This is a genomic window from Leifsonia sp. 2TAF2, assembly GCF_052115085.1.
Taxonomy (GTDB): domain Bacteria; phylum Actinomycetota; class Actinomycetes; order Actinomycetales; family Microbacteriaceae; genus Leifsonia.
In genome coordinates this window covers 1,277,972-1,301,802 of the sequence record NZ_JBFRFY010000001.1, presented here as the reverse complement: position 1 = coordinate 1,301,802, position 23,831 = coordinate 1,277,972, and the positions used below count along the sequence as shown (strand labels likewise).

Below are 23,831 nucleotides of genomic sequence, written 5' to 3'. Positions count from 1 at the left end.
CTACCTGCGGGGCCTGGGCACCCGTCGGGGATACGCTGGGCCGATGGTGTCTTTCGCAGACGTCGCCGTCACCGACGCGACCGCCCATCGCATGCTCTCCGACTACTTCGCCGAGCGCGCCGAGACCTTCCCGACCGTGCAGGGCGCGTACCGGACGTCCTTCCCGGACCCTGGACAGTTCGTCGCGCCGAACGGCGTGTTCCTGCTGGCCTACGACGACGGCGCCGAGGTGGGCTGCGGTGGCATCCGCGAGCTGCCCATCCCGCTTGCGGAGCGCGAGGAGGGTGCACCGGTGGTGCGCTACGAGATCAAGCACCTGTGGGTGCCGCCGTCGCGTCGCGGGAACGGCTTCGGCCGCGCGATCCTCGCCGAGCTGGAACATCGCGCCCGCGGGTTCGGCGCCACGGAGATCGTGCTCGACACCAACGCGAGTCTGGAGGCCGCCGGCGGCCTCTACCGCGCGCACGGCTACGAGCCCATCCAGCCGTACAACGACAACCCCAACGCGACGGACTGGTTCCGCAAGCAGCTCACCTGAGCCGCGCGCTCCTCCCCCACGCGCCGACGCGCGTCAGACCGGCTGCAGTTCGGGGAGGCCCGTGCGCAGCTCGACCGGCAGGTGGCCGAGGTCGTTGTGCACCACCAGCACCGGCGGCTTCGCCGATCGCACCCGGATGATCGTGAGCCCGCAGTTCGCCTGGTTCAGCCCCAGCCAGCGCCAGGCCGGAGCGTCGAACACGTGACGCACGAACCAGCCGATCACGAAATTGTGCGTCACCAGCAGGTCGTGCCGGTCGCCGATCGCGGGCGTGAGGAATTCGTGGACCGCGTCCTCCATCTGTGCGCGCCCCGCCTCGATCTCGGCCTCGGTGACCGGGCCGAAGAACGACTCGAACGCCTTCGGCATGTCCGGCGTCGGACCCGAGGGGATGCAGTCGAACAGCAGGCTCGACGGCTGCGGCACCAGCGCCGGCATCCGCTCGGCCATGATCGCCGCGGTCTCGGTCGCCCGGTTGAGCGGCGAGTGGTACATCGCCGTGAACGGGATGCCGCTCAACCGCTCGGCGATGAGCTGCGCCTGCCGCTTGCCCCGCGGGGAGAGCGGGCCGTCCGGGAGACCGTGCTCGGCATCCTGCTGCTCGCCGTGGCGCACGAGGTAGAGGTAATGGGGCACGTTGGACCTTTCAGGGTGGAACGGATGGAAGGCGGGTCAGGGGACGAGACCGGCGAATACGTCGTCGGTCAGCGTCCCCACCGCGGCGATGGAGACCGGCCGTGCCGCCAGGTCGGCGGCGAGGGCCTGCACGTCGTCGGCGGTGACGAGGTGCAGTCGGCGGAGGCTCTCATCGAGATCGGCGAACTCGCCGAGGGTGATCTCGGCCCGGCCGAGCCGGGACATGCGGGTGTCGGAGTCCTCGAGGGCGAGCGCGGCGCCGCCGGAGAGCTGGCCGACGGCGCGGCGCAGCTCGTCCGCGGTGACGCCGCCGGAGGCGAGTCGCTTCAGCTCGTCGAGCATCAGCTCAGCGACCTGGCGGGCCTTCGCGGGCGCGCATCCTGCATACAGGCCGAAGACGCCGGCGTCGGAGTAGGAGCCGGAGAAGGAGTAGACCGCGTACGCGAGGCCCCGCCGCTCGCGGACCTCCTGGAACAGCCGGCTCGACATCCCGCCACCGAGGACGGAGTTGAGGACGCTCATCGTGGTGCGGCGCTCGTCCGTGGCGAGGAGGCCCGGCATCCCGATCAGGAGGTTCGCCTGCTCGGTGGGGCGCTCCACGGTGACGATGGCGCTGCCGCGCTCGATCGGCGCTGGGGTGGAACCGCGGCGCGCCACCGGGGCGGCGGCGAGCTCGAGGTCCCAACCGGCCGACGTCAGGGCGCTCTCGACGCCGGCGACCAGGAGGTCGTGGTCGACGGCGCCCGCTGCCGTCACGACGAGATCCTGCGGGCGGTAGTTGGCGCGGTAGTGCTCCCAGACCCCGTCGCGGGTGGCGGCGCGGATGGTGTCCGGGCGGCCGCCGATCGGGCGGCCGAGTGGATGCTCCCCGAGGACCGCACGGAACATCCGCTCGTTGGCGACGTCACCCGGGTCGTCTTCGGCCATCGACAGCTCTTCGAGGATGACACCGCGCTCGTTCTCGAACTCGGCGGGATCGAGCACCGACGAGGTGAGCATGTCGCCGATGACTTCGACGGCCATCGCGAGGTCGCGGTCCTGCACCTTCGCGTAGTAGCAGGTGTACTCCTTGGCCGTCATGGCGTTGTGCTCGCCGCCGACCGAGTCGAAGCTCACGGCGATATCGAGCGCGGTGCGCGTCTTCGTGCCTTTGAAGAGGAGATGCTCGAGGAAGTGGGTCGAGCCGAGCGTTCCGGGATGTCCGGCGTGCCCCTCGCTCTCGTCTCTCGAGCCGACGGCCACCCAGTAGCCGAGCGTGGCGCTGCGGGCGCCAGGGACCTGTTCGCTGAGGATGCGGACGCCGCTCGGGAGTACGGTTCGACGGACCAGCGCTTCGCCGGACGCGGCGAAGGTGAGGTCGGCCATACCGAGCGGAAGGTCGACTGCGCTGTTCATCCCTTCCACCCTACGCCAGACCGACTCCGGCCCCGGTCTGGGAAATTGCGGACAAACAGACTGGTCTGTCTACGGGTATACTAATGGGAGCCACCGGGGTCGGCACCCCCTGCGCCGGAGCCCGGTGGCCCCAGAACACACGCAGGAGGCCCTGAGGTCTCCCCAGCAGAAGGAGTCGTCCGGATGGTCGTAAGTGCCCGAGCGACCATCCGGCCGCCCGCGCCGTCGAAGGTCAAGATCCTCGCCACGGCGGACCAACTCTTCTATCAAGAGGGTATCCACACCGTCGGCGTCGACCGGATCATCGCCGGCGCGCGCGTCACCAAGGCGACGTTCTACAAGCACTACCGGTCGAAGGACCTCCTGATCATCGCCTACGTCGAGGGCCGCGACCGCCAGGTTCGGGAGTGGTTCGCCGAGCAGGAGGCCAAGCACGACGACCCGCGCGATATCGCTCGGGCACTCGTCGACGCGATCAACCAGGATGCGGTCGACCCGGGCTTCCACGGCGACCCGTTCATCAACGCAGCCGCCCAGTTCGCCGACGAGACGGACCCCGTCCGGGTCGCCGTCACGGCGCACCGCGACTGGTACGCCGGGCGCATCGAAGAGCTGTTCCGCCAGATCGGGCACCCGCGCCCCGGGGATGCGGCCGACGACCTCATCCTCGCCCGCGACGGCGCGCTCGCGGGCGGCTACGTGGGCGACCCGGTCGCCGCCGGCGCCGCGCTGCACCGCGCGCTGGACCGCATCCTCGCCGAGGCGTAGCCCCGCTCCCGCCGGCGCATGCGCTAGCGCCGGCGCTCCAGTTGACACGACACGCCGTCGCGCGAAGGCTCGCGACGGCGTGTTGCGTCAACCCGGGGGCGGGATGCGGCGTGTTGCGTCAACGAGATGCAGCAGCGCCGCGAAGCGGTTCGCCGCACGCTACTCGGAGACGCGGTCGAGGTCGAGCATCTGCGAGCGCGTGAGGCGGATGCCCGCGGCAGCCATGAGGGCGTCCACCTGCTCCGGCCGGCTCGCACTCGCGACGGGCGCCGCGATCGTGCGCTTGGCGAGCAGCCACGCGAGCGCAATGCTCGCCGGTGCCACCGAGTGCTCCGCGGCGATCCGGTCGAGCACCGCGAGCACGCGCTGCCCACGCCGGTTCACGTAGGCCGACGCCCGCACGCTGCGCGCACCCGCCGTCAGGTCACCCTTGGTGCGGTACTTGCCGGTCAGGAACCCGTTCGCCAGCGCGTAGTACGGCATGACGGCGAGACCCTGCGCCGCGGCGACGATGCGTAGCGCGCTCTCGAACTCGGTGCGGTGCATCAGGTTGTACTGGGTCTGGATGGCGACGAACTTCGGCAGCCCCGACGACGCGAGGATGCGCGCCTCGATCAGGCGGTCGGCGGTGAAGTTGGATGCGGCGAGGTAGCGCACCTTGCCGCTCTCGATCAGCCACTCGGCTGTCGCGAGGCTGTCCTCCAGGGGCGTCTCCGGGTCGTCTTCATGGAAGTACAGCAGGTCGATGCGGTCGGTCTGCAGCCGCTCCAGCGACGCCTCCACCGCGCGTACGACGCTGACGGAGCCGAGGCCCGGGTTCTCCTGGTGCCGGCCGACCTTGGTCGCGACGACCATGCGGTCGCGGATGCCGCGCTCGCGCATCCACTTGCCGATGAGCACCTCGCTCCGGCCGCCGACGTAGCTGTCGGCCGTGTCGATGAAGTTGCCGCCGAGGTCGGCGAAGCGATCGAGGATGGCAAGGGAGGTATCGCCGTCGGCCGTCCAGCCGAAGACGCTGGCACCGAGCGACAGCGGGTACACCGCGAGGTCGCTCTCGCCGATGCGACGGGGCGCGATGATCGACAGCGGTCCGGTGGTGGCGATCGCCGGGTCCATGTCGATCACGCCCGTGGGAGGATCGGCCGTCCCGGCACGCGCGAGGTCGCGATCCGCGACGTCGGCATTCGCGGGCGGGGCATCAGTGCCCAAGGCACCGGCACCAGCACCAGGCGCATTCGGCCGTTCCGCGGCCCGCGCGGCACGCGTCTCGGCGCTCGCGCGGAGACCGACCGTCTCCAGGAGACGCAGGGGAAGCAGCTGTGGCATGTCTTCCCCCTTCCCCTGAGTTCCCCGGCCCTCGAATCGATTCGACAACCCTGAACTTCTGATTGAACACTTGCAGCGTACGACACGCCTCCGACAGGCGAATGACGAAACGGGTGAACCTCGGAGGAAAGCTAGGTCACAGTTTCATCACGAACGGCGGAGCACCGCTCGGGCGTGCGCGAGCACCGGTCCATCGACCATCCGGCCGTCGTGGCGGAACACTCCCCCGCCCGCCGATTCGGCGGCCGCCAGCAGCGTCCGCGCGGCTTCCACCTCGGCAGGATCCGGCCGGTACGCGGCGCGGATCGTCTCCACCTGACCGGGATGGATGCACGCGGTCGCGGCGAACCCGACGGCCACCGCATCCTCCGCCTCGGCCGCGAGCCCGTCGAGGTCCGCGATGTCCAGGTGGACCGTGTCGACGGCGTGCACACCGGCCGCACCGGCCGCCAGGAGCACCGCCGAGCGCGCATACCGGGCGACGTCCCGGTAGCGGCCGGACGCATCCCGGCTCGAGGTTCCCCCGAGCGACGCGACCAGATCCTCCGCACCCCACATCAGGGCGAGGACGCCCGGCGCCTGCGCGAGCGCGGGCGCCGCCACGACCCCCGCGGCCGTTTCGCAAAGGGGGATCACGTCGTACTCGGCGAGCGCCGCGAGGTCCGAGACCCGTTCCGCCTTCGGGAGCATGACCGCGCGGTACGGCGTCGCGGCCAGCGCCGATACGTCGGCGTCGTGGTCGTCGCTTCCCGCGGGGTTCACGCGTACGATCACGCGCGACGGGTCGAGGTCGGAGGCGACGAGCGCCTCCCGCGCCCCGGAGCGGCGTGCCGGGTCGACCGCATCCTCCAGGTCGATGATCACTGCATCCGCCCGCTCCAGCGCCTTCGCATAGCGCTCGGGCCGGTCGGCCGGGCAGAACAGCAGGGCCGAACCCCACGGGAAGACCGGAGCGACGGTTCCGGTCACAGGATGCCGTCCGGCGCCGACGCCCCCGGGTCGAGGGCGTCCGCATCCGCTGCGGGGTCGTCGACCGCGCCGGCGGGCGACGCATCCCGGCACCACACCATGACCTGGCGCGTGGCGGTCGCGACCACCACGCCGTCCTGGTTGCGACCTGCGTGCTCGAGCGTCACGATGCCCTGGCCGGGTCGGGAGGCGGACAGCCGCTTCGCGAGCACCACCGTCTCCGAGTACAGCGTGTCGCCGTGGTGCAGCGGATGCGGAAAGGCGACCTCGCTGAAGCCCAGGTTCGCCACGATGGTGCCCTGCGTGAGCTGCGTCACCGAGGCGCCGACGATCGTCGCGAGCGTGAACATCGAGTTCACCAGGCGCTCCCCGAACGGCTGCCGCGCCGACCACGCGGCGTCGAGGTGCAGCGCCTGCGTGTTCATGGTCAGCGTCGTGAAGAAGACGTTGTCGGCCTCGGTCACGGTGCGTCCGGGCCGGTGCAGGTAGCGGGTGTCCGGCTCGAACTCCTCGTAGTAGAGCCCGCGCTGCTCGATCTCCCTCATGCCGCCTCCTCCAACTCCACCCGCAGCGGCGCGCCGGTCGCGGCGACCACCTCGTCCACGGTCACGCCCGGCGCGACCTCGCGCAGCACCAGGCCGTCGCCCGTGACGTCGATGACGGCGAGGTCGGTGATGATGCGGTCGACGCATCCCGTGCCGGTCAGCGGAAGGGTGCACTCGCGGAGGATCTTCGGACGGCCCCCCTTGTCCACGTGCTCCATCATCACGATGAGGCGTTTGGCGCCGAACACCAGGTCCATCGCTCCGCCCATCCCCTTCACCATCTTGCCGGGGATCATCCAGTTGGCGAGGTCGCCGGTCTCCGAGACCTCCATGGCGCCGAGGACGGCCAGGTCGACGTGGCCGCCGCGCACCATCCCGAACGACAGCGACGAGTCGAAGAAGGCGGCGCCGCGGTTGACCGTCACGGTCTCTTTGCCCGCGTTGATGAGGTCGGGATCGACCGCATCCTCGGCCGGGTACGGACCGACGCCGAGCACACCGTTCTCCGAGTGCAGGATGACCTCGACGCCCTCCGGGATGTAGTTCGGGATGAGCGTGGGCATCCCGATCCCGAGGTTGACGTACTGGCCGTTCTCGAGCTCGCGGGCCACCCGGGCCGCGAGCTCGGTGCGTGACAGGCTCATCGGGCGCTCCCCTCGGTTGCGGGCGCGACCGTGCGCCGCTCGATCCGCTTCTCGACCGCTGGCACGTGCACGACGCGCTGGACGAAGATGCCAGGACAGTGCACGGCGCCGGCGTCGAGCTCGCCCGGCTCGACCAGCTCCTCCACCTCGGCGATCGTGATGCGGCCGGCCATCGCGGCGAGCGGGTTGAAGTTCATCGCCGCCGCGTGGAAGACGAGGTTGCCGTGCCGGTCGCCTTTCGCGGCGTGCACCAGTGCGAAGTCGGGACGCAGGGACCGCTCCAGCACGTACTCGGCGTCATCGAATCTGCGCACCTCCTTCGGCTCGCTGGCGACCGCGACCGAGCCGTCGGCCGCGTAGCGCCGGGGTAGGCCGCCTGCTGCGATCTGGGTGCCGACGCCCGCGGGCGTGTAAAAGGCGGGGATGCCGGCGCCGCCCGCGCGCAGCTTCTCGGCGAGCGTACCCTGCGGCGTGAGTTCGACCTCGAGCTCGCCGGAGAGGAACTGGCGCGCGAACTCCTTGTTCTCGCCGACGTACGAGCTGACCATCTTGCGGATGCGCCGCTGGGCGAGCAGCAGCCCCAGCCCCCAGTCGTCGACGCCGCAGTTGTTGCTGACCACCTCGAGGTCGGTGACGCCCGCGTCGAGCAGCGCCTGGATGAGCCCGCTCGGGATGCCGCACAGCCCGAAACCCCCGACGGCGAGCGTGCTCCCGTCCGGGATGTCCGCGACCGCCTCCGCCGCGCTAGCGACCGTCTTGTCGATCATCCGTCCTCCTCCTCGTCGAGGTCTCAGCCAACAGTTCCTGAGTTTTTCGCTCGACACGCCGCCTGGCGGCCGAAAAACTCAGGAGCTGTCGGCGTGTGCGTTCAGGTTAGGCGGTGAAGCCCAGGGCGCGGGAGATCACCATGAGCTGCACCTCGGTGGTGCCCTCGCCGATCTCCAGGATCTTCGAGTCGCGGTAGTGCCGGGCGACGGGATTCTCGTTGAGGAAGCCGTAGCCGCCGAAGATCTGCGTCGCATCCCGAGCGTTGTCCATGGCGGCCTCGCTCGCAGTGAGCTTTGCGATCGAGGCCTCCAGCTTGAACGGCTTGCCCGCCATCAGCTTGAAGCAGGCGTCGTAGTACGCGAGCCGTGCCGTGTGCACCCGGGCCTGCATCCGCGCGATCTTGAAGGCGATGTACTGGTTGGAGCCGATCGGCCGCCCGAACACGTTTCGGCTCTGCGAATAGCGGATGGCCTCCTCAAGGCATCCCTGGGCGGCGCCGGTGCACAGCGCAGCGAACGCGACGCGGCCTTCGTCGAGCGTCTCGACGAAGTTGGCGTAGCCGCGGCCGCGCTCCCCCAGCAGGTTGGCTTCGGGGACGTGGACGTCGGTAAGCGTCAGCGGGTGCGTGTCGGAGGTGTGCCATCCGACCTTGTCGTACACCGGTTCGGCGACGAAGCCGGGGGTTCCGGTCGGCACGATGATGGCCGAGAGCTCCTTCTTCACCGAGCCGTCGGCGCGCGTCGACTCGCCTGTCACGGCGGTGATGGTGACCAACCGCGTGATGTCGGAGCCGGAGTTGGTGATGAACTGCTTCGTGCCATTGATCACCCACTCGCCGCCGACGAGCTCCGCCGTGGTCTTGGTGCCGGACGCGTCGGACCCTGCCTCCGCCTCGGTCAGCCCGAACCCGGCGAGCGCCTCGCCACGCGCGAGCATCGGCATCCACTCCTGCTTCTGCTCCTCGGTGCCGCTGCGGTAGATCGGCATGACGCCGAGACCGACGCCGGCCTCCAGGGTGACGCCGATGGACTGGTCCACCCGGCCGAGCTGCTCGACGGCGAGGCAGAGCGAGAGGTAATCCTTGCCCTGTCCGCCGTACTCGACCGGGAAGGGCAGGCCGAACAGGCCCATCCGGCCCATCTCGGCGATGATGTCGTACGGGAGGCTGCGCTTGGTGTCGTACTCGTAGGCGGCGGGCGCGACGACGGTGTCGGCGAAGTCGCGCACCTCGTCGCGCAGGCGGCGCTGCTCGTCGGTGAGCTGGAAGCCAGCGATGTCGGTGTCGGCGGCGGCAGCGCGTCCGCCGGTCGTGCCGGGTCGGGTCATCTGCATGGTCATGCGGGTCCTGTCTCTTGTGGTGACTTTTCTCTTGCGGCGGCCGGTTGTGCCGGCGTCGCGTCCGCCTGCAGGGGCGGCACTTCGGTGGTGGAGGGGATAGATGCGTCCTCGTCCGCGTCGACACGGGCGACGAGCTGGTCGAGCCGGACGAGGTCGCCCGGTGCGACGTGCACGGACACCGTTCCGGCGACGGGCGCCACGAGCCGGTGCTCCATCTTCATCGCCTCGACGACGACGACGGTGTCGCCCGCCTCGACGCGGGCTCCTGCCTCGACGGGCACGGCGACGACGGTCCCCGGCATGGGCGAGCGGAGCTCGGGATGGGCGGCGAGTGTCCCGCGGTCGACGGCCGCGAGCCGTTCGGCGAGCCGGGTGGCGCGGTCGCGCAGGCGGAGCGGTCGCGACCGGCCGTTGCGGGCGAGCCAGACGGTCGAGCCCTCACGGGCGACGTCGTAGCGGATCGTCTCGCCGTCGAGGTCGAGCAGGGCGACCGCGGGCTCGCCGGCGGCGTCCGGCTCGCGCAGACTAAGGGAAGCGTGACGCGCCTCGGCGCCCTCAATTGCGGGCTCCCGAACGACGCGGACGACCGCATCCTCAGTACTCCCGTCGACCGTTACGGTCACACCGTCGACGTCGTAGCGCACCGGACGCGCCCGGTCGAGCCGCCATCCCGTCGGCGCCGCCCACAGCGCACCGACGGCGGGCGTCTCGGCCCACCGGTCGTGGTGCGCCAGCAGCGCCGCCGCGACCAGCTCCTGCTCCGTGACGGGCACGGGCTCGAGGTCCGAGAAGCGCCGGTCGATGAGGGTCGTGTCCATTCGCCCGGCGATCACGTCGTCGTCGGAGACGAGGCCCACGAGCCAGGCGATGTTGGAGACGGCACCGAGGATGCTCGTGCCGCTGAGGGCGCCGCGCAGACGTGCGAGCGCCTCCTGCCGGTCCTCGCCCCAGGCGATCACTTTCGCGAGCATCGGGTCGTAGTCGGTGACGATCGGGATGCCCGCCGCGATGCCGTTGTCGACCCGTACGCCCTCGCCGCGCGGCTCTCGCAGCGCGAGGACGTGCCCAGCGGCCGGAAGGAACCCGCGCTCCGGGTCCTCGGCGTAGACGCGCGCTTCGACGGCGTGGCCTTGCAACGTCAGGTCGGTCTGCGCGAAGGGGAGCCGCTCCCCCGCGGCGATGCGCAGCTGCTGCTCGACGAGGTCGACGCCGCGCACGCCACGCACCGCGGTGACCAGCTCCGTGACAGGATGCTCCACCTGCAGCCGCGTGTTCATCTCCATGAAGAAGAACTCGTCCGGCGCGTCCGCCGACACCAGGAACTCCACTGTCCCGGCCCCGACGTAGCCCACGCTGGCAGCGACGCGGCAGGCCGCTTCGCCGATGCGCTCGCGCGTCACGGCATCCAGCAGCGGCGACGGCGCCTCCTCGACCACCTTCTGGTGGCGGCGCTGCAGCGAGCACTCCCGCTCCCCCAGGTGGACGATGCCGCCGTGGCGGTCGGCCAGCACCTGCACTTCGATGTGGCGAGGGGATGTGACCAGGCGCTCCAGGAACAGCGTGTCGTCTCCGAAGGCCGCGGCGGCCACGCGCCGGGCGGCGCGCAGCGCCTCCGGCAGGTCCGCGGCCACGTGCACCGACTGCATCCCCTTGCCGCCGCCGCCCGCCGAGGGCTTCACCAGCACCGGGAAGCCGATGCGCTCGGCGGCCGCGACGAGGTCGTCGTCGCTCAGCCCCGGCTCGGCGATGCCCGGGATGGTGGGGACGTCGTGCTCGGCGACCGCGTGCTTCGCGGTGATCTTGTCGCCCATCACCTCGAGCGCGTGCACGCCCGGGCCGACGAAGACGATGCCGGCCCGTTCGCACGCCTCGGCGAGCGCCGGATTCTCGGACAGGAACCCGTAGCCCGGGTGCACGGCCTCCGCGCCGGTGCGGCGGGCCACATCCAGAATCGCGTCGACGTTCAGATAGCTCTCGCGCGCGGAGGCGGGGCCGAGCCGGACCGCGACGTCGGCGAGCGCGACGTGCGGCGCGTCCCGGTCGGCGTCACTGTAGACGGCCACCGAGCGGATGCCGAGGCGCTGCAGCGTGCGGATGACGCGGCAGGCGATCTCGCCGCGGTTGGCGACGAGCACGGTGCGGAAGGGGGCTGGGGTAACGGGGGCCGAGGTCACGGCGATCACATCCGGAAGAGGCCGAAGGCCGTGTCGGGGAGCGGAGAACGGGAGACGACGTCGAGCGCGAGCCCGAGCACCGTGCGGGTGTCCGCGGGGTCGATCACGCCGTCGTCCCACAGCCGCGCTGTGGAGTAGTACGGGTTGCCCTGTTCTTCGTACTGCGCCGTGATCGGCGCCCGGAACGCGTCCTCGTCGGAGGCGGACCACTCCTCGCCGCGCGCCTCCAGCTGGTCACGCTTGACGGTCGCGAGCACACTGGATGCCTGCTGGCCGCCCATCACCGAGATGCGGGCGGCGGGCCACATCCACAGGAACCGCGGTGAGTACGCACGGCCGCACATCGAGTAATTGCCCGCGCCGAACGAGCCGCCGATCACGACCGTGAGCTTGGGCACCCGGGTCGTCGCGACGGCGGTGACCATCTTGGCGCCGTTCTTGGCGATACCGCCCGCTTCGTAGTCGCGCCCGACCATGAAGCCGGAGATGTTCTGCAGGAAGAGCAGCGGGATGCCGCGCTGGTCGCACAGCTCGATGAAGTGCGCGCCCTTCAGCGCCGACTCGCTGAACAGCACGCCGTTGTTGGCGACGATGCCGACGGGGTGCCCGTGGATGTGGGCGAAACCGGTCACCAGCGTCGTCCCGTACTCGGGCTTGAACTCGTGGAAACCGCTGCCGTCGACGATCCGAGCGATGACCTCGTGCACGTCGTACGGCGCCTGCACGTCCACGGGGACGACCCCGTACAGCTCTTCAGGGTCGGCTACCGGTGCCACCGTCTCGGCGACGGTCCAGGCGGGCTCGGCGGGCGCAGGGAGCGTCGCGACGATGTCGCGGACGATGGCGAGCGCGTGCTCGTCGTCCTCCGCCAAGTGGTCGACGACGCCGGAGGTGCGGGCGTGGAGGTCGCCGCCTCCGAGCTCCTCCGCGGTGACGATCTCGCCGATCGCGGCCTTCACGAGAGGCGGTCCGCCGAGGAAGATCGTGCCCTGGTTGCGCACGATCACGGTCTCGTCGCTCATCGCGGGCACGTACGCGCCGCCCGCGGTGCACGAGCCGAGCACGGCGGCGATCTGCGGAATCTTCGCGGCCGACAGCCGGGCCTGGTTGTAGAAGATGCGGCCGAAGTGGTCGCGATCCGGGAACACCTCGTCCTGCATCGGCAGGAAGGCGCCGCCCGAGTCGACCAGGTAGATGCACGGGAGGCGGTTCTCGAGCGCCACCTCCTGCGCGCGGAGGTGCTTCTTCACCGTCATCGGGTAGTACGTGCCGCCTTTGACGGTCGCGTCGTTGCAGACCACCATGACGTGGCGCCCCGCGACCATCCCGATGCCGGCGATGACCCCGGCGGCCGGGCTCTCGTCGTCGTACATCCCGGTCGCTGCCAGCGGGGCGAGTTCGAGGAACGGGCTGCCCTCGTCGAGCAGCGCGTCGATGCGGTCGCGCGGGAGGAGCTTGCCGCGCGCGACATGCCGCTCGCGAGCACGCTCCGGACCGCCCGCGGCCGCCACGGCGAGCCGTCGCCGCAGGTCGGCGACGAGCTCGCGCTGGGCGGCGTCGTTCTGCTCGAACCGGGCGTCCGTGGCGGACGCCTCGCTGGTCAGGGTCGGCATGCTGCTCCGTGTGTCGTCGTCGACATTCGGTTAGTGGTCACTAACTCGATTTTTAGGTTAGTGTTCACTAACCGAAAAGTCCAGCACCGCCGGAAACCGGCCGACACCCCATCGAGGACGATGACTCAGCTCGACCCAGCCGCTCCGCTCGAGCGCCCGACGCAGCGCAGTCAGGCGAAAGCCGACCGTCGCGCCGCCCTGCTCGAAGCGGCCGCCGGGCTGTTCGCCGAGCGCGGCTTCAACGGTGTCTCGATCGAAGACCTGGGAGCTGCGGTCGGCGTCAGCGGGCCGGCGGTCTACCGGCACTTCGCCTCCAAGCAGGCCGTGCTCGAAGCGCTCCTCGTCGGGGTCAGCGAGCGCCTCCTCGCCGGCGGCGAGTCCGTGGAGCGGACGGCGGTTGACGCCGACGCGGCCCTGCAGTCCCTGATCGGCTTCCACATCGACTTCGCACTCGGCGAGCCGGATACCATCCGCGTCCAGGACCGCGACCTCGACTCCCTCACCGACAGCGCCCGCCGCCAGGTGCGCCGGCTGCAGCGGCGCTACGTGGAGGTGTGGATGCGCGAGCTCGGAGCACTGCATCCCCGGCTCGCCGACGACGAACTCCGCGTGCGGGTGCAGGGAACGTTCGGCCTCCTGAACTCCACGCCGTACACCGCCCGCGTCGGCACGCACCAGGTCGCGTCCGACGCGGTGCGTCCGGTGCTCGAGCGGATGGCCTGGGCCGCGCTCACCGCGCCCTGAACAGCACCCGCACCGTCGTCGGGCCCATGGGATAGTGTCCAGAAGACGGCGTACCCCGACCCGGCGAAGGAGTGACGTGGGCGACGACACCCCCCGACTCAGACGGCACCATCGGGTCCTGCGGGTGATCGGCGGAGTGGTCGCCGTTCTTCTCGTGCTCGTCGTCGTCGCGGGCGGCATCGGCGTCTGGACCGTCACGCGCTCCTTTCCGCAGACCTCCGGCTCGGTCGACGTCCCCGGCCTCACGCAGCCGGTCACGGTGTACCGCGACGACGCGGGCGTCCCCCAGCTGTACGCCTCCACCGCCGACGACCTGTTCCGGGCGCAGGGATACGTGCACGCGCAGGACCGCTTCTGGGAGATGGACTTCCGCCGTCATGTCACGTCCGGCCGGCTCTCCGAAATGTTCGGCGCGAGCCAGGTTCCGACGGACACCTTCATCCGCACCCTCGGCTGGCGCCGCGTCGCCGAGCAGGAGGTGAAGCTGCTCGATCCGACGTCCCTGCGGTACTACCAGGACTACGCCGACGGCGTGAACGCGTACCTGAAACAGCACTCCGGCGCCGAGCTGTCGCTCGAATATGCGGTGCTCGGGCTGCAGAATCCGTCGTACAAGCCGCAGCCGTGGACCCCCGCCGACTCGGTCGCCTGGCTGAAGGCGATGGCGTGGGACCTCCGGTCCAACCTCGAAGAGGAGGTCGATCGCGCGCTGCTGGCCACCAAGCTGAAGCCGGAGCAGGTGGCCGAGCTGCACCCCGGCTACTCGTACACGACCCACCCGACGATCACCGACCTCGGTGGTGGGAGCCCGCGGACGGTGACGCCGGATGCGCAGCCGGGCGCGGTCGCGTCCTCGGGCAGCGGGGAGGACAGCGCCTCGGCCGCCGTCGACCCCGCGCAGTATGCCTCCGGGCTCGAGCAACTCGCCGCCAGCGTCGAAGCACTCCCCCAGCTGATGGGGCCCGCGGGCGACGGCATCGGCTCCAACTCGTGGGTCGTCGGCGGAGCGCACACCGCGAGCGGCAAACCGTTGCTGGCGAACGACCCGCACCTCGGCGCCGCCCTGCCCTCTGTCTGGTACCAAATGGGACTGCACTGCACGACCGTCGGCCCGAAGTGTCCGTTCGACGTCGCCGGGTTCAGCTTCTCCGGCTTCCCGGGCATCGTCATCGGGCACAACGACCGCATCTCCTGGGGTTTCACCAACCTCGGGCCCGACGTCGCCGACCTGTTCGTCGAGAAGGTCACCGGCAACACCTACGAGTACGACGGCAAGCAGGTGCCGCTTCAGAAGCGCACCGAGCGTATCCACGTCGCCGGCGGTGCGGATGTGACCATCACCGTCCGCTCGACGCTGCACGGCCCCATCGTGACGGACATCGGCGACGCCTACGCGAGGATCGCGAAAGACCAGGCCGGGAAGCTCGGCATCCCCGCGCAGAAGTTCCAGATCTCGCTCGCGTGGACGGCCCTGACACCGGGCACGACCGCGAACGCCATCTTCGCCTTCGACGCCGCACGCGACTGGACCGCCTTCCGCGCGGCCGCCCAGCAGTTCCAGGTGCCGTCGCAGAACCTCGTCTACGCCGACGTGGATGGGCACATCGGCTATCAGGCGCCCGGCCTCATCCCGACGCGGACCGGAGGCGACGGCACGATCCCGATGCCCGGCTGGAGCAGTCAGTACGCCTGGACCGGGACCATCCCCTTCGACCAGCTTCCGTCGGTGTTCGACCCGCCCGCCGGCTATATCGTCACGGCCAACAATGCGGCGGTCGGGCCCGGGTTCCCGCAGCTCATCACCGCGGACTGGGACCTCGGCTACCGCGCGAACCAGATCGAGGCGCGGCTCAGCGGTCTGTTCGGCGCCGGGAAGAAGGTGACCGCGAAGGACATGTCGGCCATCCAATCGGACACCTACGACGCCAACGCCGCCGCCCTCGTCCCGGTGCTGCAGGCGGTGGCCGACAAGCCGGACGCGTCCGCCGACCTGCAGCGGGCCGCTCGGCTCCTCGAGAACTGGGACTACCGCGACGACGCCGACAGCGCCGCCGCTGCGTACTTCGCCGTGTTCTGGAAGGAGCTCCTGCACGACATGTTCGGCCGCAAGCTCCCCGTCGCGACGGCGCCGACGGGCGGCGACCGCTGGTTCTCCGTCGTGGGCTCACTGCTCTCGCAGCCCGACTCCTCGTGGTGGGCGGACTCGGACCTGGGCACCTCGGACCGCGACTCGATGCTCGCCTACGCGGCCGACCGGGCCTGGGGTAGCGCGCGGAAACTGCTCGGCGACGATACCTCGTCGTGGCGCTGGGACCGCATCCACACGCTGACGCTGAAGAACGCCAGCCTCGGGGAGTCGGGTGTCGCGCCGATCGAGTGGCTGTTCAACCGGGGACCCTGGCACGTCGGCGGGGGCTCCGCCGTCGTAGATGCCACCGGATGGGACGCCTCGGTCGGCTACGCGGTCTCGCGCCTGCCGTCGATGCGGATGGTCGTCGACCTCAGCCGCTTCGATGCGAGCACCTGGGTGAACCTCACCGGCGCGTCCGGCCACGCGTTCGACGCTCACTACACCGACCAGACGGACCTCTGGGCCACCGGGAAGACCCGCCCGTGGCCCTTCACCGCCGCGGCCGTGCGCCACGCCGCGATCCAGACGCTCACCCTGCGCCCGCCCCGCTGACGTCGTCAGCGACGCGGGTCAGCGACCGAGGTCGCGCTCCGGCGAGCCCACATACAGCTGCTGCGGGCGCCCGATCTTGGTCTGCGGGTCGAGGTTCATCTCGCGCCAGTGGGCGATCCATCCCGGGAGCCGGCCGATCGCGAAGAGCACCGTGAACATCCGCGTCGGGAAGCCCATGGCCTTGTAGATCACGCCCGTGTAGAAGTCGACGTTCGGGTAGAGCTTGCGGTCGACGAAGTACTGGTCCGCGAGCGCGACCTCCTCCAGCTCCTTGGCGATGTCGAGCAGCGGATCGTGAACGCCGAGTGCCTCGAGCACCTCGTCGGCCGACTGCTTCACGAGCTTGGCGCGCGGGTCGAAGTTCTTGTAGACCCGGTGGCCGAAGCCCATGAGCTTGACGCCCGACTCCTTGTTCTTCACCCGCTCCACGAACTTCTGGACGCTCTCGCCCGAGTCGCGGATGCCGGCGAGCATCTGGAGCACCGCTTCGTTCGCGCCGCCGTGCAGCGGGCCGTAGAGCGCGTTGATGCCGGCCGAGACGGAGGCGAACAGGTTCGCCTGGGTCGAACCGACGAGGCGAACCGTGGAGGTGGAGGCGTTCTGCTCGTGGTCCTCGTGGAGGATCAGCAGACGCTCCAGCGCCCGCGAGAGCACCGGATTCACCTCGTACGGCTCGGCGAGCGTGCCGAAGTTGAGGCGCAGGAAGTTGTCCACGAAGCTCAGCGAGTTGTCCGGGTAGAGGAACGCCTGGCCGAGGCTCTTCTTGTGCGCGTAGGCCGCGATGACGGGGAGCTTGGCGAGCAGCCGGATGGTGGAGAGCTCCACCTGCTCCGGGTCGCTGACGCTGAGCGAGTCCTGGTAGAACGTCGACAGCGCGGAGACGGCGCTCGACAGCACCGACATCGGGTGCGCGTCGTGCGGGAGCGCGTCGAAGAAGCGTCGCAGATCCTCGTGGAGGAGCGTGTGACGGCGGATGCGCTCGTCGAACTCCGAGAGTTCGGACGGAGACGGCAGCTCGCCGTGGATCAGCAGCCAGGCGACCTCGAGGAAGGTGGAGTTCTCGGCCAGCTGCTCGATCGGGTACCCGCGGTAGCGCAGGATGCCCTGCTCGCCGTCGATGTAGGTGATCGACGAGCGCGTGGCCGCGGTGTTGACGAAGCCGTAGTCGAGGCTGGTGAGCCCGGTCTGCTTGGTCAGCGAGGAGAAGTCGATGCTCGACGCGCCGTCGACGCTCGGGCGGATCGGGAACTCGGCGACGCCGCCCGGGTAGCTCAGCGAGGCCGTCGCGAGCTCGGCCTCCGCCGATCCCGCCTCGGCAGAACCGTCCGCCTCGTTCGGGGCCTTCTCGGTGCCAGTGCTTTCGGTGCCGAGTCCGCTCACAACGCCTCCTGGTGGGGATAGTCGGGGTCTTGCGCGCCGGTTGTGGCAGCGCTGCACAGTGCCGTGCGCTCACGGGCCTGCCGATACAGCCTAACGAACGTCGGCGACAACTGTGGCATCGGTCAAAGCGAGCGCGATGACGTTAGAGGGACTCTCCAAAGGCGCGCAGCCGCTCGGCCGCAGCGGCGACCCGCTCGTCGGTCGCCGTGAGCGAAAGCCGGACGTGCTGCGGGAAGAACTCCCCGTAGAAGTGGCCGGGACCGGCCAGGATCCCGAGATCGGCGAGGCGTCCGATGCTCTCCCAGGCGTCGCGTCCCTCCGTCGCCCACAGGTACAGCCCGCCCTCGCTCCGGTCGATCCGGAACCCGGCTGCCTCAAGCGCCGGCTTCAGCAGCTCGCGCCGGGCGCGGTACCGCGCCTTCTGCGCCTCCACGTGCTCCTCGTCGCCCAGCGCGGCCACCATCGCCGCCTGCAGCGGCGCCGGGAGCATGAGGCCCGCGTGCTTGCGGACGTTCACCAGCCGGTCGATGATCGACCGGCACCCGGCGACGAACGCCGCACGGTAGCCGGCAAGGTTCGACTGCTTGCTGAGCGAGTACACGGCGAGGACATTCTCGCGGTTCTGCCCGATCACCCGGGGGTCGAGGATGCTCGGGACGCGGTGGGCATCCCAGGGCGCCTCCCAGCCGAGTTCGGCGTAGCACTCGTCGCTCGCGATGTACGCGCCGAGCTCCCTGGCCCGCGCGACGGCGGCCCGCAGTTCGGCGACCGAGAGGATGCGGCCATCCGGATTTCCTGGAGAGTTCAGCCAGACCAGGCGCGTGCCCTCGGGCCACTCGGCCGGGTCGTCGCTCGCTAGAGCGGTCGCGCCTGCGATCGAGGCGCCGATGGCGTAGGTCGGGTATGCCGCGCGCGGGTGGACGACGATGTCGCCCTCCCCGAGGCCCAGCATGAAGGGAAGCAGCGCCACCAGCTCCTTCGAGCCGATGGTCGGCAGCACGTTGTCGACGGTCAGCCCGCGCACGCCGCGACGACGCTCGAACCAATCGACGATCGCCTCGCGAAGGGCGGGCGTCCCGACGGTCTGCGGGTAGGCGTGCGCATCCGTCGCCTCGGCGAGCGCCTCACGGATGAGGTCCGGCGTCGGGTCGACCGGCGATCCGATCGACAGGTCCACCAGGCCGCCAGGGTGAGACCGCGCGCGCTCGGCGTACGGCACCATCTGGTCCCAGGGGTAGTCCGGGAGCTGCTGCAGCGCCACCTCAGTGGGCCGTCACGCTCAGTGGGCCTGCGGGGGCAGGGCGGCGATCAGCGGGTGATCCTTCTGGATCACACCGACCTTCGCGGCACCGCCCGGCGATCCGATGTCGTCGAAGAACTCCACATTGGCGCGGTAGTAGTCCTTCCACTCCTCGGGCAGGTCGTCCTCGTAGTAGATCGCCTCGACCGGGCAGACCGGCTCGCAGGCGCCGCAGTCGACGCACTCGTCGGGGTGGATGTACAGCGACCGTTCGCCCTCGTAGATGCAGTCGACGGGGCACTCGTCGATACAGGCCCTGTCCTTCACATCGACGCACGGGAGAGCGATGACATAGGTCACAGTGGTTCGGATCCCTTCACGAGGAGCTGTGCTTCTAGCTTAGGCCGTTCGCTGCGGGACGGCGGACGCGGACGTCCGGCCACGCGACGACGACAGCGGCGATCAGGATCGGCCCGATCAGCCACACCTGCCCCGCAAGATTGTTCGGGATGAGCACAGAGCCTCCCCCGCTCTCCTGCGTGAACAGCAGGATGACGACGATCGCGCCGAGCGCAGCGAGGAGGGCCGGCAAGCGGCTGTGGCCGAGGAGCCGGAGCCCGACCAGCAGGGACGTGAACGCCAGCAGCGACCCGATGAGCCCGAGCGGGATGGGGATGCCCCAGGTCACCGAGATCTGGTGGGCGATCGTTCCGATCGCTCCGAACACCGCTCCGGCCAGCACGAGGAGGATGGCGCTGACGATCCGGCTGAACATCCTCGCATCCTAGCTGGACACTCTCAGAAGGGTGATCTACAGTCGAGTGGGTAAGGTTAGCCTTACCAACCACATCCCTCGATCGACGACAAGGTCCCCCGTGCTCGCGAACTACCTGATCGGCCTCCGCGAAGGCCTCGAGATGGCGCTCATCGTCACCATCCTGGTCGCCTACGTCGTGAAGCTCGGCCGGACCGAAGTGCTCTCGAAGCTGTGGATCGGCGTCGGGATCGCCCTCATCGTCCCGCTCGCCATCGGCGCGGTCCTCACCTGGGGACCGATGGGGATGAGCTTCCAGGCGCAAGAGATCCTCGGTGGTTCGCTGTCCATCGTCGCCGTCGGTTTCGTCACGTGGATGGTGTTCTGGATGGGCAAGACCGCCCGGTCCATGAAGTCCACCCTGCACGGCCGGCTCGACTCGGCGCTCGTCGGCGCCGGCTGGGGCGTGGTGCTCCTCGCCATGCTGAGCGTCGGCCGCGAAGGCATCGAGACCTCCCTCTTCGTCTGGGCGACCGTCGCGAGCACCGGAGACAGCTGGGAGCCCGCCGTAGGTGCGCTCCTCGGGCTCGCCACCGCCGCAGTGCTCGGGTTCCTGCTCTACCGCGGCATGGTGAAGATCAACCTCGGCGCGTTCTTCACCTGGACCGGCGCGTTCCTCATCCTCGTCGCCGCCGGTGTCCTCGCGTACGGAATCGGCGACCTGCAGGAGGCCGGGCTGATCCCCGGCGGCGGCGTCCACGCCTACGACATCAGCGGCGCCATCCCCTCCTCCAGCTGGTACGGCACCCTGGCGGCCGGCATCGTCAACTTCAACCCGTCGCCGACCTGGCTCCAGGTCGGGGCGTGGGTCGCCTACCTCGCCGTCGTCGGCTACTTCTACGTGCGCCAGCACCGGGCGTCCGCCCGGCCGGCCCCGAGTGCGCCAGCACCCACGTCCGCGCCGGCGTCGCAGCACGCGCCCATCGCCTCCTGAACCTCACGCAGCACCCGAACAGAAAGCGCAGTACACCCATGCCTCGACTCCGCCCGGTGGCCGCCCGCGCCGCACGCCCGGTCCGCCGCCGCCTGGTCGCCGTGGCCGGTTCCCTTGCCGGGACCGCTGCCCTCGCTGCCGCTCTGACCGGCTGCGTGCCGAACCAGGCCACGGCCTCCGACGAGGCGATCGCGGTCACGCTGACCGACAGCAAGTGCACAGTCGCGACCAGCACGGCGAAGGCCGGCCCGATCACCTTCCAGGTGACGAACAGCGGGACCGACGTCAACGAGTTCGAGCTCCTCGCGACCGACAAGCTGCGCATCGTCGGTGAGAAGGAGAACATCGGCCCCGGCACCACGGTCAACTACGTGGTGCAGCTCGCCGAGGGCGACTACTTCTCGGCGTGCCGGAAGGGGATGGTCGGCCAGCCCACCCACGTCGCCGCCTTCACGGTGACCCCCGGGTCGGGCAAGACGGTCACGCAGAGCGAGAGCAAGCAGGTCGCGCAGGCCGTCAGCAACTACGTCGGGTACGTGAAGGACCAGTCGGGTGCGCTCCTGACCGCCACCAAGACGTTCGCGGCCGCCTACGCCGGAGGTGACGACGCCGCGGCTCGCGCGCAGTACGCCTCCGCCCGATCCTTCTACGAGCGGATCGAACCGACGGCCGAGCAGTTCGGCGACCTTGACCCGGCCCTCGACCTCCGCGAGGCCGACCTGGCGGAAGGCCAGGAGTGGACCGGCTGGCACCGCATCGAGAAGGACCTCTGGGCGCCCGCCGGCTACACCCCCGCCGACGCGGCCACCCGCACGCAGCTCGCCGACAAGCTCGTCGCCGACACCCAGCGCCTGTACGACCTCGTGCACGCCAAGGACTTCACCCTCACCATCGACCAGATCTCCAACGGCGCCATCGGCCTGATGGAGGAGGTGGCTGGTTCCAAGATCACGGGTGAGGAGGAGGCCTTCTCGCACACGGACCTGCAGGACTTCCAGGCGAACCTTGAGGGCGCCAAGGTCGCGTACGGCGTCGTCCGCGACACCGCCTCGCAGAAGGGCAGCAGCGGCAAGGATGTCGTCGCCAAGCTCGATGCCGAATTCAAGACGGTCGCCACCACGCTGGCTCACTACAAGTCCGGCGACGGCTTCGTCAGCTACACCGAGCTCACCACCGACCAGGTCAAGCAGCTGTCCGATCAGGTGAACGCGCTCAGTGAGCCGCTCAGCCGGCTGACCTCGATCATCGTCAAGTAAGGGCGAACCCGAGAGTGAGCCGCAGGCAGCGTCCCGACGCCGAACGCCCGGAGAACGAGGAGGTCGCCGGGCGCTCCGGCGTCTCTGAGGGTTCTGAGGGCTCTAGGGTCTCTGGCGGCTCTGGGAGCACCGAGCGCCCCGGGCTATCGCGGCGCGGGATGCTCGGCCTTGCCGGAGCGACCGTCGGAGCCGGTCTGGTCGGGGCCGCTGCGGGCGTCGGTGTCGACCGTGCCGTGCTCGGTGCGACCGCTTCGACCGCATCCACCTACCCGTTCTACGGCGCGCACCAGGCCGGCATCACGACGCCGGCCCAGGACCGCCTCCACTTCGCCACGTTCGACACGTCCCCGGGCCTCGACCGGGACGGCCTCATCGAGTTGCTGCAGGACTGGACGAAGGCCGCGGCCCGGATGACGCAGGGGCGTCCGGCGGGCAAGTACGGCCCTGCCTCCGGCCCGACCGACGCTCCCCCGGACGACACCGGCGAGGCCCTCGACCTCCCGCCCGGCGGGCTGACGCTCACCTTCGGCTTCGGCGCCACGCTGTTCCGGTCGGCGACGGGCGAGGACCGGTTCGGGATCGCGTCCCACCGCCCGGCCGCGCTGGTCGACCTCCCGCGGTTCCCCGGCGACGCGCTGCTTGCGCCCATCACCGGCGGCGACCTGTGCGTGCAGGCGTGCAGCGACGACCCCCAGGTGGCCGTGCATGCCATCCGGAACCTGTCGCGCATCGCCTTCGGCCGCGCCGCCATCCGCTGGTCGCAGCTCGGCTTCGGCCGAACCTCCTCCACCTCGCGCGCGCAGGTCACCCCGCGCAACCTTTTCGGCTTCAAGGACGGCACGGCCAATATCAAGTCGGAGGACCAGTCGGTCGTCGACGATTACGTGTGGGCGGCACACGGAGACGGCGCCGCGTGGATGGACGGCGGCTCATACCTGGTCGCCCGCAAGATCCGCATGGTGATCGAGACGTGGGACCGGCAGCAGCTCGGCGAGCAGGAGCGCATCATCGGTCGGGACAAGGGCGAAGGGGCGCCACTGTCCGGCGGCACCGAGTTCACCGAGCCCAACTTCCTCGCACTGGCAAAAGACGGCGGCACCAAGATCGACCCGGACTCGCACGTCCGGCTCGCGCATCCCACCGCCAACGCCGGAGCGCAGCTGCTGCGCCGCGGCTACAACTTCGTGGACGGCAACGACGAGCTGGGGCGACTCAACGCCGGGCTGTTCTTCATCGCTTTCCAGCGCGACCCGCGGAAGCAGTTCATCCCGATCCAGCAGCGGCTGGCGGCGAACGATCTGATGAACGAGTACGTCCGCCACGTCGGCTCGGGCGTGTTCGCGGTGCCGCCCGGGGCGAGGGAAGGCTCGTACGTGGGGGCGGGACTGTTCGCGTAGGGTCCTGTACTCAGGAGCCTGTATTCAGGAGCCTGTTTTCAGGAGCCTGTATTCAGGAGCTTGGCGTCGGCGTCGCGCTGGGGGCCATCCCCTTCGATACCGAGTAGTTGGCGACCCAGCCGTTGCTGCCCGCGTCGGTGACGACCACGAGCACTCCGTACGTGCCGTTGGTGAACGTGCCCGTGCCACCGCCCTTCGGGCCTTGGGCACCGAACTCGCCGCTGAAGCCCGCGTCGGTCAACTGCTTCTCGATCGCGGTGTACGCGTCAGCGCCATCGACCTTGACCGTGACGTTCCACACCTTGTCGTCCCCTGAGCCGAGGCCCGCGCCGAGCACGACGTCGCCGCTCGCGAGAGGGACCTCTTTGGGGAAGTCCGACGGCACCGAGGTGCCGCCGATGTCGACGTTGCCGCCGGACACGTCCTTCACGACGCCCTGGAAGCTGCAAGCGGTCAGCGCGGGTGCCGCGCCGAGCAGCAACACGGCGACGAGCGGGACGGCGAGGATGCGGCGGTTCATGTCCCCATTCTCGTGGACCGACCCGAGCGGGAGGGTGCACGATGTCGTGCGCATCGAAGGAGAATCGGGCCGAAATCTCCTACACATGGCAGTACGGAAGGAGATTCGGACGGGAAACGTCCGAATCTCCTTCCGTACGAGGGAAGCAG

General features: G+C 70.1%; 22 protein-coding genes. 7 read left to right on the top strand and 15 right to left on the bottom strand.

Annotation, left to right across the window (positions count from 1 at the left end; translation table 11 throughout):
* Nucleotides 1–43: 43 nt before the first annotated feature.
* The gene (locus AB4Z18_RS06230; protein ID WP_441781822.1) at nt 44–538 is read left to right on the top strand and encodes a GNAT family N-acetyltransferase; all 495 of its coding nucleotides are present in this window, start codon (nt 44–46) and stop codon (nt 536–538) included.
* A 33-nt stretch (nt 539–571) separates the two neighbouring features.
* Here AB4Z18_RS06230 and AB4Z18_RS06225 read toward each other — a convergent pair whose 3' ends face one another.
* Nucleotides 572–1,174, bottom strand: coding sequence for a histidine phosphatase family protein (locus AB4Z18_RS06225; protein ID WP_441781821.1), 603 nt, complete (start codon nt 1,172–1,174; stop codon nt 572–574).
* 36 nt (nt 1,175–1,210) lie between these two features.
* Nucleotides 1,211–2,569, bottom strand: a complete 1,359-nt coding sequence (locus AB4Z18_RS06220) for a M16 family metallopeptidase (protein WP_441781820.1) — start codon at nt 2,567–2,569, stop codon at nt 1,211–1,213.
* Between the two features lie 183 nt (nt 2,570–2,752).
* Here AB4Z18_RS06220 and AB4Z18_RS06215 point away from each other — a divergent pair, with 183 nt between their 5' ends.
* Entirely contained in the window at nt 2,753–3,337 is a 585-nt protein-coding gene (locus tag AB4Z18_RS06215) for a TetR/AcrR family transcriptional regulator (RefSeq protein WP_441781819.1), read from the top strand.
* A gap of 159 nt (nt 3,338–3,496) precedes the next feature.
* Here the strand turns inward: AB4Z18_RS06215 and AB4Z18_RS06210 are convergent, their stop codons facing one another.
* The 8 genes from AB4Z18_RS06210 to AB4Z18_RS06175 all read right to left on the bottom strand — a co-directional run bounded on the left by AB4Z18_RS06210 (nt 3,497) and on the right by AB4Z18_RS06175 (nt 12,714).
* Entirely contained in the window at nt 3,497–4,663 is a 1,167-nt protein-coding gene (locus AB4Z18_RS06210; protein ID WP_441781818.1) for an aldo/keto reductase, read from the bottom strand.
* A 147-nt stretch (nt 4,664–4,810) separates the two neighbouring features.
* Nucleotides 4,811–5,632 carry an HpcH/HpaI aldolase/citrate lyase family protein gene (locus AB4Z18_RS06205; protein ID WP_441781817.1) on the bottom strand — a complete coding sequence of 274 codons (822 nt, stop codon included), beginning with the start codon at nt 5,630–5,632 and terminating at the stop codon, nt 4,811–4,813.
* Nucleotides 5,629–6,177 (bottom strand): MaoC family dehydratase, encoded by a 549-nt coding sequence (locus AB4Z18_RS06200; RefSeq protein WP_441781816.1) that lies wholly within the window; start codon nt 6,175–6,177, stop codon nt 5,629–5,631. The genes AB4Z18_RS06205 and AB4Z18_RS06200 overlap by 4 nt, the downstream gene beginning before the upstream one ends.
* Nucleotides 6,174–6,821, bottom strand: a complete 648-nt coding sequence (locus AB4Z18_RS06195; protein ID WP_441781815.1) for a CoA transferase subunit B — start codon at nt 6,819–6,821, stop codon at nt 6,174–6,176. The genes AB4Z18_RS06200 and AB4Z18_RS06195 overlap by 4 nt, the downstream gene beginning before the upstream one ends.
* Nucleotides 6,818–7,588: a CoA transferase subunit A gene (locus tag AB4Z18_RS06190; RefSeq protein WP_441781814.1), complete on the bottom strand. Its 771-nt coding sequence runs from the start codon at nt 7,586–7,588 to the stop codon at nt 6,818–6,820. The genes AB4Z18_RS06195 and AB4Z18_RS06190 overlap by 4 nt, the downstream gene beginning before the upstream one ends.
* Nucleotides 7,589–7,694: 106 nt before the next feature.
* Nucleotides 7,695–8,927 carry an acyl-CoA dehydrogenase family protein gene (locus AB4Z18_RS06185; protein ID WP_441781813.1) on the bottom strand — a complete coding sequence of 411 codons (1,233 nt, stop codon included), beginning with the start codon at nt 8,925–8,927 and terminating at the stop codon, nt 7,695–7,697.
* Nucleotides 8,924–11,110 carry an ATP-binding protein gene (locus AB4Z18_RS06180; protein ID WP_441781812.1) on the bottom strand — a complete coding sequence of 729 codons (2,187 nt, stop codon included), beginning with the start codon at nt 11,108–11,110 and terminating at the stop codon, nt 8,924–8,926. Before AB4Z18_RS06180 ends, AB4Z18_RS06185 begins: the two co-directional genes overlap by 4 nt.
* Nucleotides 11,107–12,714 (bottom strand): carboxyl transferase domain-containing protein, encoded by a 1,608-nt coding sequence (locus AB4Z18_RS06175; protein ID WP_441781811.1) that lies wholly within the window; start codon nt 12,712–12,714, stop codon nt 11,107–11,109. Before AB4Z18_RS06175 ends, AB4Z18_RS06180 begins: the two co-directional genes overlap by 4 nt.
* A gap of 120 nt (nt 12,715–12,834) precedes the next feature.
* Between AB4Z18_RS06175 and AB4Z18_RS06170 the strand changes: the two genes are divergently transcribed.
* A complete protein-coding gene (locus AB4Z18_RS06170; protein WP_441781810.1) occupies nt 12,835–13,458 on the top strand; it encodes an SACE_7040 family transcriptional regulator in 624 nt (207 codons plus the stop codon).
* A gap of 76 nt (nt 13,459–13,534) precedes the next feature.
* The gene (locus tag AB4Z18_RS06165) at nt 13,535–16,141 is read left to right on the top strand and encodes a penicillin acylase family protein (RefSeq protein WP_441781809.1); all 2,607 of its coding nucleotides are present in this window, start codon (nt 13,535–13,537) and stop codon (nt 16,139–16,141) included.
* A gap of 18 nt (nt 16,142–16,159) precedes the next feature.
* On the opposite strand, the gene AB4Z18_RS06160 is transcribed toward AB4Z18_RS06165, so the two are convergent.
* The 4 genes from AB4Z18_RS06160 to AB4Z18_RS06145 all read right to left on the bottom strand — a co-directional run bounded on the left by AB4Z18_RS06160 (nt 16,160) and on the right by AB4Z18_RS06145 (nt 19,536).
* Complete coding sequence (locus AB4Z18_RS06160; protein WP_441782983.1) at nt 16,160–17,416, bottom strand: citrate synthase; 1,257 nt, start codon at nt 17,414–17,416, stop codon at nt 16,160–16,162.
* 247 nt (nt 17,417–17,663) lie between these two features.
* The gene (gene dapC, locus AB4Z18_RS06155; protein WP_441781808.1) at nt 17,664–18,782 is read right to left on the bottom strand and encodes a succinyldiaminopimelate transaminase; all 1,119 of its coding nucleotides are present in this window, start codon (nt 18,780–18,782) and stop codon (nt 17,664–17,666) included.
* Between the two features lie 18 nt (nt 18,783–18,800).
* Nucleotides 18,801–19,121: a ferredoxin gene (gene fdxA, locus AB4Z18_RS06150; protein WP_441781807.1), complete on the bottom strand. Its 321-nt coding sequence runs from the start codon at nt 19,119–19,121 to the stop codon at nt 18,801–18,803.
* Nucleotides 19,122–19,155: 34 nt separating this feature from the next.
* The gene (locus tag AB4Z18_RS06145; RefSeq protein WP_441781806.1) at nt 19,156–19,536 is read right to left on the bottom strand and encodes a hypothetical protein; all 381 of its coding nucleotides are present in this window, start codon (nt 19,534–19,536) and stop codon (nt 19,156–19,158) included.
* 100 nt (nt 19,537–19,636) lie between these two features.
* Between AB4Z18_RS06145 and efeU the strand changes: the two genes are divergently transcribed.
* From efeU to efeB, 3 genes are read left to right on the top strand one after another with little or no spacing between them, the layout of a single operon-like run.
* Nucleotides 19,637–20,509: an iron uptake transporter permease EfeU gene (gene efeU / locus AB4Z18_RS06140; RefSeq protein ID WP_441781805.1), complete on the top strand. Its 873-nt coding sequence runs from the start codon at nt 19,637–19,639 to the stop codon at nt 20,507–20,509.
* A 38-nt stretch (nt 20,510–20,547) separates the two neighbouring features.
* Nucleotides 20,548–21,765 (top strand): iron uptake system protein EfeO, encoded by a 1,218-nt coding sequence (efeO, locus tag AB4Z18_RS06135; RefSeq protein WP_441781804.1) that lies wholly within the window; start codon nt 20,548–20,550, stop codon nt 21,763–21,765.
* A 14-nt stretch (nt 21,766–21,779) separates the two neighbouring features.
* On the top strand, nt 21,780–23,162 hold the full coding sequence (gene efeB / locus AB4Z18_RS06130; RefSeq protein ID WP_441781803.1) for an iron uptake transporter deferrochelatase/peroxidase subunit: 1,383 nt from the start codon (nt 21,780–21,782) through the stop codon (nt 23,160–23,162).
* A 52-nt stretch (nt 23,163–23,214) separates the two neighbouring features.
* On the opposite strand, the gene AB4Z18_RS06125 is transcribed toward efeB, so the two are convergent.
* Entirely contained in the window at nt 23,215–23,682 is a 468-nt protein-coding gene (locus AB4Z18_RS06125) for a hypothetical protein (protein ID WP_441781802.1), read from the bottom strand.
* Nucleotides 23,683–23,831: the final 149 nt, after the last annotated feature.

Bases quoted from the DNA above. Each gene is read 5' to 3' on its own strand.
- AB4Z18_RS06170 (WP_441781810.1), top strand. From the start codon at position 12,835: ATGACTCAGCTCGACCCAGCCGCTCCGCTCGAGCGCCCGACGCAGCGC.
- AB4Z18_RS06185 (WP_441781813.1), bottom strand. From the start codon at position 8,927: ATGACCATGCAGATGACCCGACCCGGCACGACCGGCGGACGCGCTGCC.
- AB4Z18_RS06190 (WP_441781814.1), bottom strand. From the start codon at position 7,588: ATGATCGACAAGACGGTCGCTAGCGCGGCGGAGGCGGTCGCGGACATC.
- AB4Z18_RS06175 (WP_441781811.1), bottom strand. From the start codon at position 12,714: ATGCCGACCCTGACCAGCGAGGCGTCCGCCACGGACGCCCGGTTCGAG.
- AB4Z18_RS06125 (WP_441781802.1), bottom strand. From the start codon at position 23,682: ATGAACCGCCGCATCCTCGCCGTCCCGCTCGTCGCCGTGTTGCTGCTC.
- AB4Z18_RS06230 (WP_441781822.1), top strand. From the start codon at position 44: ATGGTGTCTTTCGCAGACGTCGCCGTCACCGACGCGACCGCCCATCGC.
- AB4Z18_RS06220 (WP_441781820.1), bottom strand. From the start codon at position 2,569: ATGAACAGCGCAGTCGACCTTCCGCTCGGTATGGCCGACCTCACCTTC.
- AB4Z18_RS06195 (WP_441781815.1), bottom strand. From the start codon at position 6,821: ATGAGCCTGTCACGCACCGAGCTCGCGGCCCGGGTGGCCCGCGAGCTC.
- AB4Z18_RS06215 (WP_441781819.1), top strand. From the start codon at position 2,753: ATGGTCGTAAGTGCCCGAGCGACCATCCGGCCGCCCGCGCCGTCGAAG.
- AB4Z18_RS06145 (WP_441781806.1), bottom strand. From the start codon at position 19,536: ATGTTCAGCCGGATCGTCAGCGCCATCCTCCTCGTGCTGGCCGGAGCG.
- efeO (WP_441781804.1), top strand. From the start codon at position 20,548: ATGCCTCGACTCCGCCCGGTGGCCGCCCGCGCCGCACGCCCGGTCCGC.
- AB4Z18_RS06200 (WP_441781816.1), bottom strand. From the start codon at position 6,177: ATGAGGGAGATCGAGCAGCGCGGGCTCTACTACGAGGAGTTCGAGCCG.
- AB4Z18_RS06210 (WP_441781818.1), bottom strand. From the start codon at position 4,663: ATGCCACAGCTGCTTCCCCTGCGTCTCCTGGAGACGGTCGGTCTCCGC.